Origin of the sequence: Alkalibacter mobilis, from assembly GCF_015594845.1 — a bacterium.
Lineage (GTDB): Bacteria > Bacillota > Clostridia > Eubacteriales > Alkalibacteraceae > Alkalibacter > Alkalibacter mobilis.
The window spans coordinates 86,104-103,484 of record NZ_JADNRK010000008.1 but is presented as its reverse complement, the minus strand read 5'-3'; the positions used below and the strand labels follow the sequence as shown (position 1 = coordinate 103,484).

At 37.7% G+C, this 17,381-nt stretch carries 15 protein-coding genes; all 15 read left to right on the top strand.

The window, feature by feature from the left end:
• Positions 1–448 precede the first annotated feature (448 nt).
• The 15 genes from IWB18_RS06300 (at position 449) to IWB18_RS06230 (ending at position 17,063) form a co-directional block, all read left to right on the top strand.
• Positions 449–1,360, top strand: coding sequence for a creatininase family protein (locus IWB18_RS06300; protein ID WP_195682766.1), 912 nt, complete (start codon positions 449–451; stop codon positions 1,358–1,360).
• A 334-nt stretch (positions 1,361–1,694) separates the two neighbouring features.
• A complete protein-coding gene (locus IWB18_RS06295; protein ID WP_195682765.1) occupies positions 1,695–2,735 on the top strand; it encodes a zinc-dependent alcohol dehydrogenase in 1,041 nt (346 codons plus the stop codon).
• 51 nt (positions 2,736–2,786) lie between these two features.
• Positions 2,787–3,557: an HpcH/HpaI aldolase family protein gene (locus IWB18_RS06290; protein WP_195682764.1), complete on the top strand. Its 771-nt coding sequence runs from the start codon at positions 2,787–2,789 to the stop codon at positions 3,555–3,557.
• 38 nt (positions 3,558–3,595) lie between these two features.
• Entirely contained in the window at positions 3,596–4,642 is a 1,047-nt protein-coding gene (locus IWB18_RS06285; protein WP_195682763.1) for a uroporphyrinogen decarboxylase family protein, read from the top strand.
• Between the two features lie 353 nt (positions 4,643–4,995).
• A complete protein-coding gene (locus IWB18_RS06280) occupies positions 4,996–5,523 on the top strand; it encodes a nuclear transport factor 2 family protein (protein ID WP_195682762.1) in 528 nt (175 codons plus the stop codon).
• A 256-nt stretch (positions 5,524–5,779) separates the two neighbouring features.
• Positions 5,780–7,384, top strand: coding sequence for a sodium:solute symporter family protein (locus tag IWB18_RS06275; RefSeq protein WP_195682761.1), 1,605 nt, complete (start codon positions 5,780–5,782; stop codon positions 7,382–7,384).
• 74 nt (positions 7,385–7,458) lie between these two features.
• Positions 7,459–8,001: a hypothetical protein gene (locus IWB18_RS06270; protein WP_195682760.1), complete on the top strand. Its 543-nt coding sequence runs from the start codon at positions 7,459–7,461 to the stop codon at positions 7,999–8,001.
• A 193-nt stretch (positions 8,002–8,194) separates the two neighbouring features.
• Positions 8,195–9,268 (top strand): ethanolamine utilization protein EutH, encoded by a 1,074-nt coding sequence (locus IWB18_RS06265; protein ID WP_195682759.1) that lies wholly within the window; start codon positions 8,195–8,197, stop codon positions 9,266–9,268.
• Between the two features lie 207 nt (positions 9,269–9,475).
• Positions 9,476–10,498 carry a type II glyceraldehyde-3-phosphate dehydrogenase gene (locus IWB18_RS06260; protein ID WP_195682758.1) on the top strand — a complete coding sequence of 341 codons (1,023 nt, stop codon included), beginning with the start codon at positions 9,476–9,478 and terminating at the stop codon, positions 10,496–10,498.
• A complete protein-coding gene (locus tag IWB18_RS06255) occupies positions 10,489–11,754 on the top strand; it encodes a phosphoglycerate kinase (protein WP_332310670.1) in 1,266 nt (421 codons plus the stop codon). Before IWB18_RS06260 ends, IWB18_RS06255 begins: the two co-directional genes overlap by 10 nt.
• A 127-nt stretch (positions 11,755–11,881) precedes the next feature.
• The gene (locus IWB18_RS06250) at positions 11,882–12,541 is read left to right on the top strand and encodes an aspartate/glutamate racemase family protein (protein WP_195682757.1); all 660 of its coding nucleotides are present in this window, start codon (positions 11,882–11,884) and stop codon (positions 12,539–12,541) included.
• Between the two features lie 18 nt (positions 12,542–12,559).
• Positions 12,560–13,753 (top strand): NAD(P)-dependent malic enzyme, encoded by a 1,194-nt coding sequence (locus IWB18_RS06245; protein WP_195682756.1) that lies wholly within the window; start codon positions 12,560–12,562, stop codon positions 13,751–13,753.
• A gap of 40 nt (positions 13,754–13,793) precedes the next feature.
• On the top strand, positions 13,794–15,095 hold the full coding sequence (locus IWB18_RS06240) for a nickel-dependent lactate racemase family protein (RefSeq protein ID WP_195682755.1): 1,302 nt from the start codon (positions 13,794–13,796) through the stop codon (positions 15,093–15,095).
• Positions 15,096–15,107: 12 nt separating this feature from the next.
• Positions 15,108–16,052 carry a hydroxyacid dehydrogenase gene (locus tag IWB18_RS06235; RefSeq protein ID WP_195682754.1) on the top strand — a complete coding sequence of 315 codons (945 nt, stop codon included), beginning with the start codon at positions 15,108–15,110 and terminating at the stop codon, positions 16,050–16,052.
• A gap of 150 nt (positions 16,053–16,202) precedes the next feature.
• Entirely contained in the window at positions 16,203–17,063 is an 861-nt protein-coding gene (locus tag IWB18_RS06230; RefSeq protein WP_195682753.1) for a 5-deoxy-glucuronate isomerase, read from the top strand.
• The last annotated feature ends 318 nt before the right edge of the window (positions 17,064–17,381 follow it).

Sequence of the window (17,381 nt, the reverse complement as noted above, 5' to 3'; positions counted from 1 at the left end):
TTACACCTTTAGGTGCATAATCTTATTATACAGTTGGTGGCTCTCACCATGGAACAGGTGGCTCAATTCCGTGAACAGACTTGCTCTATTCTATGGAAAAGCTGGCTCTATCCCATGGTTATATACAGATAAATTATTTTAATTGTGAGAATTGGTATACAGGCACTTGATCAGAAGACTATTTAGAGAGTAACAGATGCCGCTTTAGACAAGGGATAAACACGAACACCAGTGCATGGGCCGGTCAATGAGTATTTTTTTATAGATTGAGAGAATAAGAGTTTATCGCAAAAGCATAAACAGAAACCCCAATGTTTTAGTTGATGAGAATGAACAAGTAGATTTTGGAATGTGTTTTTGGCATGATACTTGCAAGTATTTATTTGTATCGACGTTGGGATAAAACAAACCAACTATAAGTTATTAAAACCTTAGGAGGTAAACGGAAATGAAAGTGCAAACTAGTTTTAAATTAGAAAACAGAGATTCGGTGTGGTTTCATGAGAATTCAGCGCCAGTGAATGTAGCTTATGCTAAAGAGGTATGCGATGTAGCAATTTTGCCAATTGGAGCCATTGAGCAACATGGTCCACATTGTCCTTGTGGATCTGATACCTTTAATGCGATCGGCATTGCGGAAAGAGTAGCAAAAGAATCGGGGGCAATGCTATTGCCAAGTCCGATGTACGGATCACACCCACACCATCACTGGGGAATGCAAGGGACAATTCCACTGAAATATGAAACTCACATAGCTTTGCTGGAAGATATTATAAGAGGAGCGGCAGTTGCAGGATACAACAAATTCATTATACTTTCAGCACATGGTCAAGTTTCATCGATGATCGTTGCAACTCATAAATTAGGGATCGAGGGCTACTTCACAATCGCATCGACTTGGTATGACTTCTTAAGAGATAATAAAGCAGTGCTAAAAGATTACATGTGGCACGCAGACGAAGCAGAAACTTCGTTGGCATTGTGCTTATATCCTCAGTGGGTCAACTTTGATCTAGCAGTATCAGGAGGAGGTACGCCTTTAATTGACTCTAAGTGGAAAATTGCTCCAGGCCAAGCGGCCACTCCGGGATCCATGTATCACTTTGAAGGAACCTTTGCATTGCCAGAGAAAGACGATTTGGAAACTGGAGTAATCGGAGATCCTACAAATGCTACAGCAGGAAAAGGTGAAAAATTAGTTTCGGCAACCGTTGGACATTATTGCGAATTAATTAAAGAAATTAGAGAAAAATATCCGTGCGGAATAAATCCTTTAGGATTTAGAAATCCGTTAGGTTATGCCGGTGCTGACAGCATTGTGTATGACAAAGACCACGACGAAAAGGGCCAATTAAAATAATAAATTTGATTCAAGTGTGGCGCTTTCGTTTATATACCTATAATGCCTTGGTGTGTTGTAGGTATATTTTTATATTAGGTGGCTAATATTTGAACATGCGGATTTGCATATAAATAATGCAAAAATGCATCGATAACATATATGAAAGGTGCCCAGGTTATTTGAACTGTATAGAAAACGATTAAATAATCAACTTGATTTATCGCTAAATCAGCCAGTAAAACATATGATCGAGAAGAAAATGAAGAAAAAAATAAATTCTGGCATGGAAATTGCACATATAGTATTAGAAAGTTGACCCGTCTTGATTAATACTATTATGGAGGATGAGATTATGAAAGCTATAAGATTTTTGGAACCAAACAAATTTTCTTATGATGAAGTTCCAGTGCCAGAAATAAAAGATGATGAAGTTCTAGTGAAAATTAAAGCGGTGGGGATTTGCGGTTCAGATCTTGAGCTGCTTGAAGGTGAAATGCCACATCAAAAAAATGGTTATACTACTTTCCCATTAATTCCAGGACATGAATGGAGTGGAGAAATAGTTAAAATCGGCGATGATGTAAAGGGGTTTAAGGTAGGTGACAGGGTTGTTGGAGATGTCAGCATTGGTTGTGGAAAGTGCGATTTTTGCAGAGAAGGCAAATTTAACATATGCCCCAATCGAGTGGTTATAGGATCGTATAGAAATAAAGATGGCGCATATGCTGAATACTTAAACGTACCGGAAAGACATATGTACTTGATTCCAGACAATTTAAGTTACGATGAGGCTGCTTTAATAGAAACTGCTGCTACTGCATATTATGGAGTTAAAAGAGGACGAGTTTCGTTTGGTGAAACGGTTTTATGTATCGGTGATGGATCGATAGGAATAATGGCGGTTCAATGTGCCAAAGCAGCAGGAGCTTCAAAAGTTCTTTTGGTTGGTAGTTGGAATGAAAAGCTGGAGATTGCAAAGGAAGTAGGGGCGGACGAGGTTTTCAATTATCATGATGGGAATATCCATGAGTGGGTAAAATCGATGACTAAAGAAATGGGCGTGGACGTTGTGATCGAGTGTTCGGGAAATTCGTCAGCGATCGATGAATCTCTTCTTTCGTTAAAGCCTGGAGGAAGAATAGTGTTGCTGAGTTTATATTGGAACTACTCTTTCGAAACGAGAATAAACGACATAATCCTCAAAGATTGTGATGTAATTGGAGTTTTAGCTTCTAGAAATACCTTCAGACCCACACTTGCTATGATGGGTAATGGTGTTATTAAGGCCAGTCCACTAATAACACATCACCACAAACTTGCGGATTTCGAAGAGGCGCTTAATATCATCAAGGGTAGAAAAGAAATGAGGCTAAAGATGCTTTTGCATCCATAAAATATTTTAGATCCAATAATACTAAATCGCATATTGGGAGGTGTTTGATAAATGATGCGCAAAAATAAATTGAAAAATATGTTAAAAAATGGTGAATGCGCAATAGGTACGTTTGCCAAGTTGACTGATCCGGCTGCTGTGGAAATATTAGGGTTGTCGGGATTTGATTTCTTTGTTCTGGACAATGAACACGTTGGAATGAGCAGATCGGACATGCAAAGTGTGATTAGAGGCGGTGATGCTGTTGGAATAGTGCCAGTGGTGAGAGTAAGAGAGAATAGTCCCGTTGAAATATTGCAAGCTCTCGATGCAGGCGCGCTAGGTGTTCAAGTTCCGAATGTAGACACTTTTGAACAAGCGACAAATCTGGTTAAGAGTTCCAAGTATTCTCCGTTGGGAAACAGAGGGTTTTCACCGACGACTAGAGCGGCATCATACGGGTTGTTTGACAAAATGGAGTTTATCAAAGAATCCAATGAAAACACGTTAGTTGTTGCTCATTGTGAAACTGTTGAATGCATAAATAATCTTGATGAGATATTGACTATAAAGGAAATAGATGTTGTTTTCATAGGCCCGATGGATTTATCACAGTCAATGGGCTTGATTGGACAAGGGAATCATCCAAAGGTTTTAGATGCAGTCGATACTATTATAAAGAAAGTCCTTGAAGCTGGTAAGTCAGTGGGCACAGTTTCTACAGTGGCAGACGCACAAAGTTTTATAGAAAGAGGAGTTCAATACCTGCTTGTAGGGTCGGATACCGGATTTATTGGAACAAGTGCAAAAGATATCGTTGCCAAAATTAAAATAGCAAGATAAATGAGAAAGAAAACAGAAAATTAAAAAGGATGGTGCCTATGCCTACTTTAAGAGAAAGAAATTTTAGACGATTAAGACAAAGCGTCGCTGGAGAAAAATCTGACGGACATGCTGTATTTAATTTTTACACATTTCCGTTCTTTCAGGCGGTTACGGGAGTGAAACTAGATGATTACTTCCATAAACCGGAAGTGGCACTTCAGTGCCAAGTGGAAGCTTTAGATTTACTTGATGGGGTCGGGAATGTGGTTCCGGATGTGGGATCGGTTGCAGAAGCCAGTGGCCTTGGAGGAATTGTAAAATTCGATAACCTTGGTTTTATTTCTATCCATCCAAATCCTGATATAGTCGCGGCAAATGATGCTGGAGATTTAGATTGGCTGGTACCGGGAGATCCGTATGGCGATAATTATATGAAGCAGGTGCTTGATACATTGCAATATATGGTAGACAACTGCCCTGAAGGCTATAAAGTAAATCCGCACCCAGTAATGGGGCCATTTACAGTGGGTGCAAGTCTTAGAGGACTTATTAATTTTTGTGAGGATACAGTAGAAGACCCTGATTTGGTCAATAAAATATTGGATGTGGTAGTAGAGACTCAAATAAGGTTTATGCGAGCTCAAAAAAAGATTTTAGGCTCACTTCACCATATATTAATAGCGGATGACTTATCCTCTATGCTTAGTATATCTGCATATAGAACTTTTGTTTTACCGAGATATGAGCAGATGTTTAAAGAGTTTCCAGATACTCAGAGATGGTTGCACAATGATGCAAGAGCTCAACACATAGCCCCAGCAATAGTTGATGCAGGAATGGTCGCTTGGCAATACCTGCCGACCATGGATCCAAGTGTTGCACTGGAATTGACTAAAGGGAAAATAACACTGCTTGGCGGTCTAAATCCACTTGACTTGCAAAAATGGACAGCTGATGAAACTTATGACAAGTGTATAGAAGTGCTTGAATCATTTCAAGGGAACAATAAGTGCGTTCTTGCTGCAGGAGGTTCGATCAATCAGGTGCCAATTGAAAATCTAAAGGCGATGTTTAAAGCGGCGGATGATTATAAAATCAAATAGCTGAATTATCGAAATGATAAATATAACACTAGTTATTGAGCAATATTTAATTCAATAAATCGTTCTATTCAATAGTGATATTCGGGAGGTGGTTGTGAACATGGTTAATGTAATCGATAAAATGCGTAAAAGTAAGAAAGATGACTTCACCGAATTGGGCATTAAAATATTTTACGATAACAGCTCTTAGTTTATTTTTGGAGAAGTATGATCATGTGAACTGAGTTTCATCATTTTAGAGAATAAAAAACACAAATTCTAATAAATAAAATGAAAAGGTTTGCATAAATTAAACAAACGATGTCTTGAAATATAGCGATCTGGATACTTTAACAAAAAGGGGAAAAGAGATTATGTATAATGAAGAATACAAATTTAAAGCTGATTACATGTTCGACAAAATGAAAAAGCAAGAAGCTAAAATTAAAAATGCGGAAATTCACGATGCAGAATCGCTTGCAGAGTATTTCAAAAATTACACAACTTTAATTTATGACTATAAATGGATCGGAAGCATATATGACATTTATGCAGATGATGTAGTTGTTCATCGTGAAAGTGGTTATCTTATCGAGGGAGCACACAATGTTATGACAGATGCTCTTACTTTTACTTCAGCCTTCCCGGATTTAAAAGTGAATTTTGTGGATACTTTTGCGGTACAGTATGGCGATGTGTATAAATTATGGAGACTTTATAACTTGGATGGCACAAATTTAGGAGTTAGCAAATACGGACCGCCAACAGGAAAGTCTCTCGAAGGGGATAAAGCTTTAGTTGTTAGCATGTCTACAGTAAAACTTATAAACAATAAATGGCGTATCGTAAACGAATATACAATGTATAGTGAAGAATGGATTCGTGAAGTATGCTCTTTGTGAAAAAGCATCAAATCTTGCATAAATTAAAAAAGAAGGAGTTGAATCAGGCATGAACGCAAGAAAAATTATTATTTTTAGTATATTGACCCTGTTTGTACTAATGTGCCCGCCTTTTATATTTATATATAATAAACCAATTTTAGTTTTAGGTATTCCGTTATTTATGGTGACGATTGTAGGTTTGAGCTTAATGATACCAGTATTATTATTTATCCTATACAAAATCGAACATCCGAAGAAGAAGGAGGATTAAAAAATGTATGAATTCAGTTGGATTCCATTTATTATGATGGGTGGTTTAATGGTCGCAGTTTTGGGATTGTCTTATAAAGCGACAATTTCTAAAAGATTGTTGGGAAGAAGCGAAACATTCGAGGATTTTTATACTGGAAATAAATCTTTTGCAACGTTTACGGTTGCTTTGGTTACCTTAGTTACTTTTTATTCTGGTTCAACATTTACGGGTAGAGTAGGATACACGTTTAGCAATGGTGTTGCTGCATTATCTGTAATACCATCTTGCGCAATGGCAGGAGTAATAATGTATTTTCTGGCGGAGAAAGTATGGCCTCTGGCAAAGAAATATCGATTGTCAACTCTTGCAGATTTGTTGGAGCTCAGATATCAAAATAGGTACGTCAAAGCTATAGTTGCAACGACAATTGTATCTTTTAATATTATTTGGCTGATATTAGAAATAAGAACTTTGGGCTATATAATCAACATTGTTTCAGGAGGATTGATTTCCGATACAATAGGATCCTTAATTGGATTTTCGGTGATTGTTATGTATGTAGTTACTGGTGGGGTCAAGTCCGTGGCTTCGGTAGACAGTTTTACATCCTTGGTTGTACTTACTTTCTCCTTTGCCACATTACTGTTTATCTTGGGATCATTTTATAATGGAAGTATAACAAACATTTTTGAAGTAATTAGAGATGTAGCGCCAGAAAAGATGGTGTTTGAAACAAGCGGAGAATGGGGCTGGAAGTTCTGGCTGTCTATAATGATTATAGATACACCAACTGGCTTTATTTACCCAGCGAATTTTATGATGATATGTATGGGTAAAGATACCAAAACTATCAAAAAGAGTGCTATGTTTACGGCACTATCCGGTTCTTGGTTGGCACTAGTTGTTGTTTTGGGTTTTGCAGCTTATGGTATAACAACCATGGGATACACAATTGTAAATCCGGAATCATCGTTATTGGAAATGGTAACGCTATTAAGCAGTCCGTTCTTTGTAGGCGTAGTGGCTACATTTATTTTTGCGGCAGCCTTAGGTACTCTTGATTCCACTTTAATTGGCCTTTCAGGTTTGATTTCAAATGATATTATCGGTGGAATAAAACAAATAAGAACAAAAGAGCCTTTGATTGGTTCTGTTGAAGGAAACGGTAAAGCCATAAATGAGCGTGTAACAAAAAATTCAAAACAAGAAATTCGAAGAACAAGAATTGCAATTGTTACGTTGGGAGCTGTTGCTTTTCTCTTAAGTCTATATGATTTGCCAGTGATGATGTTGATGATTGCGTTGGCTTCTGGCGGATTGATTCAAGTTGCTCCTATTATCGTAGGTGGGTTATGGTGGAAAAAATCCACACCGGTAGCCGGTCTTGCGGGAATGGGAATAGGTTTGACAACCTATATAATATTCCATTTATCAGGCCTTGACTTGGGCGGATTATATGTCTCAGTGCCGGCTATAATACTGAACATTATTGTATACGTTTCAGTTTCGCTATTAACATATAAAAAGCACCATGCTGATCATCCTCAAATGGAGAAGATTTTAAAGGACTTCTTTGATCTTAAATCGGTTGAAAAATATATTGAAGAAGAATTTGTTGATCTATAATCAAATTTAATTTTATAAAAAATATCAATACGTTATAAAAACTGAAGGACTATACATAATTTTAGGAGGTTACTATGCAAGATATCATACAAATTAGTGATATGACTGTAGATATGATTGTAAAAGAGAGAACAAAACTTGAGTATATTGTTGACAATTGTAAATATGAAACTCCTGAGCAAATTTGCGAATTAATGACAGCTTACACATTACTGATATGGAAGCATAAACAGGTAGGCAGAGTATACGATTTATATTATGACGAAATGGCAATTGTCGAGGAAGGAGGAGGCGATGTCGCCGGATCGGATAACGTTATAAAAGAAACGTTGGCCACGCTTGCATCAGTTCCCAATTTAGGAACGGTATTTTGTGAAATACATTGCGTTGGGAATCCGGAAGACGGCTTTAGATTTGGACAGGTAGTTTACAATCTTGCTTCTTCAGAAAATGGGATCAGTAAGTATGGGAAGGGTCCGGGAAAACAATTTGCGCCTTTCCAAGACTTGGAAATGTGCGAGTGTATAATGAAAAACGTTGATGGTAAATGGCGGGTCTTCAAGGAGTGGGCGGTCCGCAGTTTAACTGGTTTTGAGAGCGTTCTTAAAAAAGACTAATTAACTGTTTCTTCTATATAAATAGCATATATATTTTAAAATCAAAGGCTGTCATTAAACTAGACAGCCTTTGACTATCAATAAGAGAGTTTGCAGTCGAATAAATAAATCGACTGTATGAAAGCAATCTTTACAATGGTCAAGTAGAAGTTTCTTGTGGATCTCGGTTGCAATGCAGGGAGGTGTATTATGAATGATTGAACAAATTATTTTTGGGATTATGGGAATTGGTGTTTTGATTGGCGGAGCAGATAAAGTTTTTGGCAATAGATTAGGTTTGGGTGAAAAGTTTGATGAAGGGTTTAACGCTATGGGACCATTGGCGTTAAATATGGTTGGAATTGTTTGCTTGGCTCCGGTTATTTCAAAATGCTTGCAACCGATAGTTGCTCCGTTGTTTTCGGTTTTGGGCATAGATCCTGCAATGGCTGGAGTGATATTGGCAAATGATATGGGAGGCTATGCCATTTCCATGGAATTAGCTCAAAATGAGCAGGCGGGATTACTAGCCGGCGTGATAGTGTCATCCATGTTGGGATGTACGTTGGTTTTTACAATGCCGATAGGATTTGGGCTGGTTAAGGTGGAAGATAGACGGTATTTTGCAAATGGCTTACTGATAGGTTTAATATCGATCCCTTTCGGAGGATTGCTTGGTGGTATGGTAGCTGGATTTGATTCAATGACGGTGATAATAAACATGCTACCAGTCCTTGTTCTTTCGATGCTAATAGCATTAGGGCTAAAGTTTGCGCCAAGTAAGATTATCAAATATTGCATTGTGTCGGGGCAAATTATTACCAAAATAATTTATATAGGACTGGCTAGTGCGGCATTTCAATCTATTACAGGGATAGTAATAATCAGAGGGATGGCTCCTATTATGGAGGGAATGAACATAGTTGCAAAAATCGGTATTGTTTTACTTGGGACTTTTCCAGTGTTGTCGATTTTAGTTAAGGCATTAGATAGACCGCTGAATTTCGTAGGGAAAAAAATAGGACTGGACACAACAAGCATAGCCGGAGTTATATTTTCATTAGCCAACTCAGTTCCGGTTTTTGGTATGCTGAAAGACATGAATATAAGAGGAAAGATTACCAGTACAGCTTGGATGGTTCCTGCGAGTGCGGCACTTGGTGATCATCTTGGGTTTACAGCGAGCGTGAGACCGGACATGATAGTACCCATGATGACAAGTAAATTAGCGGCAGGTGCATTAGCTGTTGTATTGGCATTGTTTATCACAAAAGATTTAAAAGAATAAAATTATGCAAAAATGCATCACTTAAATGTGCATTTTTGCCTAGATTGAGGGACTCTGACATTGCAAAAAGACATCAACATGTTTTTATAAGTAGAGTTTTGTGTGATTTTAGGGCATATCGGGTTAATTTAATTAAAATTTAGTATTGGCATGATAATTGCTACATATAAATTAAAATATAAATTTAACAAAATGGAGGGAAATGAATTGGTTAAGGTAGCAGTTGCAGGATACGGTGTAATAGGACAAAGATTAGCGGATGGAGTATCACTTCAAAAAGATATGGAGCTTGTTGGGGTGGTAGATGCAGCACTGACAATTTCAGTTAAAGCTTTAAAAGAACGAGGGATGCCTTATGACTTGTATGCAGCGAACCCTGAAAGTGTTGCAACTTTTGAAGCAGCAGGCATACCTGTTTCGGGAACCATGGAAGATTTAGTTCAAAAAGTAGACATAGTTTTAGACGCCACTGGTGCTGGAATAGGTGCGAAAAATAAAAAAATATACGAAAAGTATGGAGTTAAAGCTGTGTTTCAAGGCGGGGAAAATAATGATGTGGCAGATGTGTTTTTTCATGGATATGCAAATTATGAAAAAGGTTTGAATAAAGATTATTTAAAGTTAACATCATGCAATACTACAGGATTGATAAGAGCGATCGATTGCTTGGATAGAAAGGTCGGAATAGAAAAAGTTGCGATAACAATAGTCAGACGCGTAGCGGATCCGGGAGACTACCATAGAGGCCTTACCAATGCATTGCAAGTAGACAAAGCTCCAAGCCACCAAGCGCTTGACCTCATGACAATAATGCCGCACATTGATGCAACTGGAATACTCGTTCACACCCCGGTTACTCATGGACACTTTATTACAGTAGTGGCAACTCCGAAAACGGATATTACAGCCGAAGAAACAATCGAGGCCTTCCAAGCGCATGACAGAATCAGAGTTGTAAGTATTGATGAAGGATTCTTGGGGAATGCATCGTTATTTAGATATGCAAGAGACCTGGGAAATTCAAGAGGTGATATGTATGAAATAAGCATCTGGAAAGATACGGTTGTAAAGTCGGGAAGGGACGTAATGTTCGGAATACATATTCCACAAGAATCTGTGACGATTCCAGAAACTATGGATGCAATTAGAGCTGCTCTTGGAATGCAAGAAACAAGAGAAGAAGGCACATCTAAAACTAATGAATATTTGGAGATGGCAAGGTGGAAATAAAAAATAATGTCGGAATAAAATCGATGGAAGAAATTGATTTTAGCAATAAAACCGTTTTACTGAGACTCGATATCAACTCGCCGATCGATCCAAAAACCAAAAAAATTGTAAATGAAAATAGAATAAATAAAAGTATACCCACTATAAAATTTTTGATTGACAGTAAAGCAAAATTGGCAATTATTGCACATCAGGGAGACACTCTGGATTATGAAAATCTTATTGCTATGAACGAACATGCTGAAAAACTAACAGAAAAGCTGGGAGTTGCTGTCAGTTACATTGATGATGTTTCAGGGCCTGCAGCGCAAAATGCCATAAAAAGCTTAATGCCGGGAGAAGCTGTATTACTGGGTAATCTAAGGTACTTATCTGAAGAAATTTCTACTTTTGAAGATGCAGTAAAACTTAAGCCGGAAGAAATGCTAAACACCCATTTAATTAGAAACATTGCTCCCTTGGTAGATTATTATGTAAACGATGCTTTTGCAGCAGCTCATAGGAATGCACCATCTATGGTTGGGTTTCAGGAGTTATTGCCGTCTGCGGCTGGGAAGTTGTTGTTATCGGAATATAACGCATTAACAAAAGTTTTGGAGAATCCAGAACATCCTTCAATTTTTGTTTTAGGCGGTGCAAAAATTTCTGATGCGTTTGGGATGATGAGACAAGTCCTTGAAAATGGAACTGCTGACAAAATATTAGCATCGGGATTAACAGGAGAAATTATGCTGTTGGCCAAAGGCTATAAGCTGGGAAGCGTGAAGGAGACATTTATTAAAGACAGATCTTTAGATGTGTTCATAGATTTGGCAAAGCAATACCTTGAAAAATTTCCCCAAAAGATAGTGTTTCCGGTAGATCTGGCCTATGAAAAAGATGGCGAGCGGATGGAAGTTGATATAGATGAGTTGCCTTTGGAAGAGATGTTTATGGACGTTGGATCTAAAACAGTGAAAATATTTGAAGACGAAATATCAAAGGCTGGAACAATATTTGTAAATGGCCCTTCAGGAGTTTACGAAAATAAATTATTCGAATATGCAACGAAAAAAATCTGGGAAGCTGTGTCAAACGCAAAGGGATATTCAGTGATTGGTGGAGGCGATACCGTAAATGCGGCATCTAGGTATATCGATCTAAATAATATCAATTATGTTTGTACTGCCGGAGGAGCTATGGTTAGATTTTTGTCGGGCAAGAAAATGCCTCTATTAAAAGCCATGGAGAAAAATAAGATTAAATTTAATCTATAGGCAAAAAGAAATAAAGACACTTTCGCCGCTGGGCATACCATCGCGTGCTGTAAAAGAAAGCTGCAGAATATAGCTGTAAAAGCACTACGGTGCTGATAAAAATAATATACAAAGGAGTGTTTATGAAATGAAAAAAAAAGTCGCGGTTATTCATACATTTTTGTACTCGGTTGAGGATTTGAAAAAGTTATTTAGAGAAAAATTGCCCGATGTTGAGATGATCAATATAGTTGACGATAGTTTACTGGAAGAGGCGTTGGCAAATAAAGGATTGACACCAGGGATCGTAAAAAGGATCTGTCAATATGCGACGACTGCCCAAGAGATGGATGCGGATTTGATATTAAATCAATGTTCTTCAGTGGGAGAAGCCGCAGATGTTGCACAAAAATTAATAGATATCCCATACATAAAAATAGATCAGCCAATGGCTGCCAAAGCTGTTGAGTTAGGTACTAACATAGCGGTTATAGCGACGGCCATATCAACTTTAGAGCCTTCTTCAAGGTTGGTTGAATCCAACGCAGCAAAGATGGACAAAAAAGTAAATGTAAATAGATTTTTTGCTGACGGTGCCTACGAGGCGTTGTTGGTGGAAAATGACAGAGAAAAACATAACAGAATCGTAATTGACACAGTGAAAGTAGCTGCAACAACTAATGATGTTATTGTACTGGCCCAAGGAAGTATGTATAAGTTAATGCCGTTGTTAGCGGATATTGAAATTCCTGTACTGACCAGCTTAGAGACGGGCGTCGAACAAATTAAAAAATATTTGGACATTTAAAGGCGTTCAAAAGGAGAGATGAGTAATTTGAGTGCTGCTACAAATGATAAAGAAGAAGCTATGAAAATGCATGAAAAATGGAAAGGAAAAATTGAAGTCATAAGCAGAGTATCGGTTAAGTCATCAAAAGACTTATCCTTGGCATACACCCCAGGAGTTGCTGAACCTTGCAAGGCCATTAACAAAAATATAGACCTTTCACATACATTGACTAGAAGGGGAAATTTGGTTGCAGTTATAACTGATGGAACGGCAGTCTTGGGTCTCGGAGATATCGGACCAGAGGCCGCCATGCCTGTAATGGAAGGGAAATGCGTGTTATTCAAGGAGTTTGCAGATGTTGATGCACTGCCTCTTTGTATACGTTCAAAAGATCCCGATGTAATTGTCGAAACCATAAAATTATTAGCGGGCAGTTTTGGAGCTATTAATTTAGAAGACATTTCAGCTCCCAGGTGTTTTGAAATAGAAAAAAGGCTCAAAGCTGAATGCGACATTCCCGTTTTTCATGATGACCAGCACGGAACTGCGGTAGTTGTCCTTGCTGGATTAATAAATGCGTTAAGAATAGTAAAAAAAGATTTAAATAGTATAAGAATCGTTATTAATGGAGCGGGATCTGCTGGAACTTCCATATGTAAACTTTTATTGTTGGCGGGTGCTGAAAATATCATCATGTGTGACAGGAAAGGGATATTGGTTGATGGTGCGGAGTGGATGAACCCGGCCCAACAAGAAATTTCTGTAATCACAAACAAAGCAAAGTTGGAAGGAACGCTGGAAGATGCATTATTAAATGCTGATGTATTTGTTGGGACCTCAGCTCCAGGAGCTTTAACACCTGAAATGGTGAGAACAATGAGCAAGGATCCTATTGTTTTTGCTTTGGCAAATCCAGTGCCGGAAATCATGCCGGATCTGGCCAGGGAAGCCGGGGCAATAGTTGTTGGTACTGGTCGTTCTGATTTTCCCAATCAAATCAATAATGTGCTTGCCTTCCCAGGTATATTTAGAGCGACGCTTGATGTAAGGGCAAAGGACATTAATGAACATATGAAAATTGCAGCAGCGAAAGCTATTGCTTCAGTTATCAGTGATGAAGAATTAACTCAAGATTATATCATACCGGAACCATTCGACCCTAGAGTAACGCATGCAGTTGTTGGAGCGGTATCTGAGGCTGCAAGAAAATCTGGAGTGGCAAGACTATAAGACAAATGCAATTGGACACATTATTTAAAGGGTGATGAAAATGGAGATAGCGTTGGGTTTTGCAAAAAAAAAGATTGCGATCGATATTGAAGACAATAAAGTATTGGGTGTATTAAAGCCCAATGAAGTGTTGGTGCGAAATACAGGAGCAGATGAAGTTAAAAGAGCATTAGAAAAACCAATAAATTCGCCAAGGCTGAAAGATGTAGTAAAACCGAGAGAAAAAGTTGTTATAATAACGAGCGATATAACGAGACCTATGCCAAGTAGCGTAGTTTTGCCATTAGTGATCGAGGAACTTAATCAAGCTGGTGTTATTGATGAAGATATCACTGTAGTATTTGGACTTGGCAGCCATAGAATGCACACAGAGAGCGAAAAAATATATTTGGTCGGTGAGGATATCTACAAGAGAGTAAAATGTGTTGATTCTGATGTTGAAGATTGCATAAATCTAGGAAAGACTTCTAGAGGAACTCCTATCAATGTTTTTAGACCAGTTGTTGAATGCGACAGAAGGATTTGTCTTGGCAATATTGAATATCACTATTTCGCAGGATATAGTGGTGGAGCAAAGTCGATTTTGCCCGGAGTATGTGATAAAGAAACTATCCAAGCTAATCATTCAATGATGGTTAAAGAAGAATCAAAAGCAGGAGAACTTGAACATAACCCCCTGAGAAATGATATTGATGAGATTTCAAAAGTTATTGATTTAGATTTTATGGTTAATGTAGTACTCGATGAAAAGAAAGAAATCATTAAAGCTGTTGCTGGAGATATTATTGAAGCCCATAGAGCGGGGTGCAAGTTTTTAGATCAGTTATATAAAATTGAATTGGAAAAACATGCGGACATAGTCATAGTATCACCAGGTGGGTATCCTAAAGACATAAACTTATACCAAGCACAAAAGGCTTTGGACAATGCAAAGCACGCAGTAAGAGAAGGTGGCGTGATTATTCTTCTGGCATCATGCAAAGAAGGATTTGGATCGGAGATTTTTGAAGAATGGTTAAAAACTGCAAAAGAGCCAGAAGAACTAATATCAAAAATCAAAGAGAATTTTAAGTTAGGAGGACACAAAGCAGCTGCAATTGCAATGGTACTGCAAAAATGCAAGGTGTTTTTAGTGTCGGAGCTTGAAGACGAAGTAGTTAGAAAAATTTTCTTGGAACCATATGATTCATTACAAAGCGCATTAGATGGCGCAAAAGAACTTTTGGGTGCAGACAGCAATATTATTGTGATGCCTTATGGAGGATCAACTTTACCCAAAGTATGTAATCAAATAAGTGAGCTTGAAACTTCGACTTTACGAAAGCCATCATTTAATTTGTGAGGAGACTTAAAAATGAAAAGGATATTTGTTACTGAACCGATACATGAGGATGGTATGAATTTGCTTAGAAGCGAAGCAGAAGTTATTTTGGGTTCTGCTACTGATGAGATGACAATAATAAATGAAGCTGCAAATTGTGATGCCATTCTTGTTAGATCGGCAAATATAACAGAGAGTATTATTCAAAATATTCCAACGTTAAAAGTTATTGCTAAACATGGAGTGGGTGTTGATAATATTGACAAAAGAGCAGCGAAACAAAATGGAGTAATGGTTGTAAATGCGCCAGAGTCTAATATTAATTCAGTTGCCGAGCACGGATTTGCCATGATATTGGCATTATCGAAGAATCTTGTTGTTATGGATAAAAACACCAGAAACGGTGATTGGGGATCAAGAAGCAGGGTTATTTCAATGGAGATGAAGGGCAAGACTATTGGAATGATTGGATTAGGGAAGATTTCTAAAGCTGTGATAAAAAAATTGCATGCCTTAGATGTAAATATTTTAGGTTATGATCCATATGTGGATCAGTCTGTAGCGGACAAGCATGGCTTCAAATTAGTTACTGATATAAATGAAATCTTTGTCGAATCCGATGTTGTAAGTTTACATATTCCATTAACAGATGAGACCACGGGTTTGGTTGGGACGGAAGAATTAAAAATGATGAAAGAAAGTGCCTGTTTAATCAATGTATCAAGAGGTGGAATTGTTGATGAAAACGCCTTATACAATGCATTGAAAAATAATACGATCAGGGGGGCTGCACTTGATGTATTCGAACAAGAACCTGCTGCCAAAGAGAACCCCTTGTTTGAGTTGGACAATATTATAGTTTCGCCTCATAATGCTGCGCTAACATCAGAAGCTTTGCTTGCGATGGCCACACATGCGGCCCAAGGAATCTTAGATGTGTTAAATAATGAAAAACCAAAGTATCGAGTTGAACTTTAATAGATATGATAATAAAAATGTCAAAGGCGAAATTACAAAGAGAGAAATATGTCCAAAATAATTGAAGTTAAAAATGCAGTAGGAATCGGTAAAACAAAATTAGTACCTGGTTTGGTGCAAGGCAACAAAACTATTTGAGGGGGAGATAATATGAAAAAATACACTGAAGTATTTAGATTTAAAAACATTGACGGATATGAAAGGGTTATCACTAGAAATAATTCTGATTGTGAATTTTTGGGATTCGACAGAATATTGATAAAAAAAGGTCAAACGTTAGAACACGAAGTAGTTGGTGAAGAGATTGCAATTGTCTTGCAGGAAGGTGAATACACCGCCGATGTATACTGGAATGGAAAAAAAGTATTGGATGGAGTAACTGGAAAACGTAAAGACGTGTACAGTGATCTTCCAACAACATTATACTTGCCTCCTAACAGCAAACTAATAATGAAGAGTGAAACGGGGCTGGAAGCGAGAGTCTTTACAACACCTTGCAGCGAAGGGAATCCGCCATTCCAAAGTTTGCCTTGTGATGTTGAAGAAGGCGATCCTGGACATTATAATTGGAGAAGGAAATATAGATGGATCTTTGGACCGCAAGGTAAAAATATGGACCATGTTACAAAAAAATTATTAGTCGGAGAGTCTGTTTCTATACCGGGAGGGTGGATTGGATTTCCAGCACATAAGCATGATTTAGACAATGAAAAAGAATTTCCGCTAGATGAAATATTTTCAATTAGAGTTAAAGGGCCACATGGTAAGTATGTTATTCAACATTCATACGGGCTTGAAGGGGATGAAGGTGGAGCTTGGGATGAGTTCAATAAGATCAGTGATGATGAAACGGCTATTGCATTGCCTTTCGGATACCATACTTCTTTGGCAGTGCCTGGATGTACAGAATACCTGCTGTGGGGATTGGCCGGAAATGACAAGGTTTATAAATTGTTGCACGATGAAAGATTCCAATGGCTTTCAGATGTAGAAACGTTAAGAGAATTTTGAGTAAAGGATCATTGAAAGTGATATGACGATATCCGTATAAAATTACAATAACCTCGCTGATATAAAATTATTTATAGAAGTGAGGTTTTTGCATGAAAAGAGAAAATAATGTGGGGACCAAACTTACTAAGAATTTGCATGGAAAAAAATTGTATTTATGTAAAATCAGATCCCATCGGTTATATGTTTTGTGGTATACTTCTAATCAATGTTAATTGAGAATTTCAAGAAAAGCGGGAACCATTTTAATGACTATCAAAGGAGATGTATATGTTTGGTCTAAAGGATCCACAAATCATAGCATGTTTTTTTTCGACG

What these genes read in the sequence shown, in the direction of transcription:
- IWB18_RS06265 (WP_195682759.1), top strand. Translation starts at nt 8,195, where the DNA reads ATGATTGAACAAATTATTTTTGGGATTATGGGAATTGGTGTTTTGATT.
- IWB18_RS06300 (WP_195682766.1), top strand. Translation starts at nt 449, where the DNA reads ATGAAAGTGCAAACTAGTTTTAAATTAGAAAACAGAGATTCGGTGTGG.
- IWB18_RS06295 (WP_195682765.1), top strand. Translation starts at nt 1,695, where the DNA reads ATGAAAGCTATAAGATTTTTGGAACCAAACAAATTTTCTTATGATGAA.
- IWB18_RS06270 (WP_195682760.1), top strand. Translation starts at nt 7,459, where the DNA reads ATGCAAGATATCATACAAATTAGTGATATGACTGTAGATATGATTGTA.
- IWB18_RS06240 (WP_195682755.1), top strand. Translation starts at nt 13,794, where the DNA reads ATGGAGATAGCGTTGGGTTTTGCAAAAAAAAAGATTGCGATCGATATT.
- IWB18_RS06275 (WP_195682761.1), top strand. Translation starts at nt 5,780, where the DNA reads ATGTATGAATTCAGTTGGATTCCATTTATTATGATGGGTGGTTTAATG.
- IWB18_RS06285 (WP_195682763.1), top strand. Translation starts at nt 3,596, where the DNA reads ATGCCTACTTTAAGAGAAAGAAATTTTAGACGATTAAGACAAAGCGTC.
- IWB18_RS06230 (WP_195682753.1), top strand. Translation starts at nt 16,203, where the DNA reads ATGAAAAAATACACTGAAGTATTTAGATTTAAAAACATTGACGGATAT.
- IWB18_RS06245 (WP_195682756.1), top strand. Translation starts at nt 12,560, where the DNA reads ATGAGTAATTTGAGTGCTGCTACAAATGATAAAGAAGAAGCTATGAAA.
- IWB18_RS06290 (WP_195682764.1), top strand. Translation starts at nt 2,787, where the DNA reads ATGATGCGCAAAAATAAATTGAAAAATATGTTAAAAAATGGTGAATGC.
- IWB18_RS06280 (WP_195682762.1), top strand. Translation starts at nt 4,996, where the DNA reads ATGTATAATGAAGAATACAAATTTAAAGCTGATTACATGTTCGACAAA.
- IWB18_RS06250 (WP_195682757.1), top strand. Translation starts at nt 11,882, where the DNA reads ATGAAAAAAAAAGTCGCGGTTATTCATACATTTTTGTACTCGGTTGAG.
- IWB18_RS06235 (WP_195682754.1), top strand. Translation starts at nt 15,108, where the DNA reads ATGAAAAGGATATTTGTTACTGAACCGATACATGAGGATGGTATGAAT.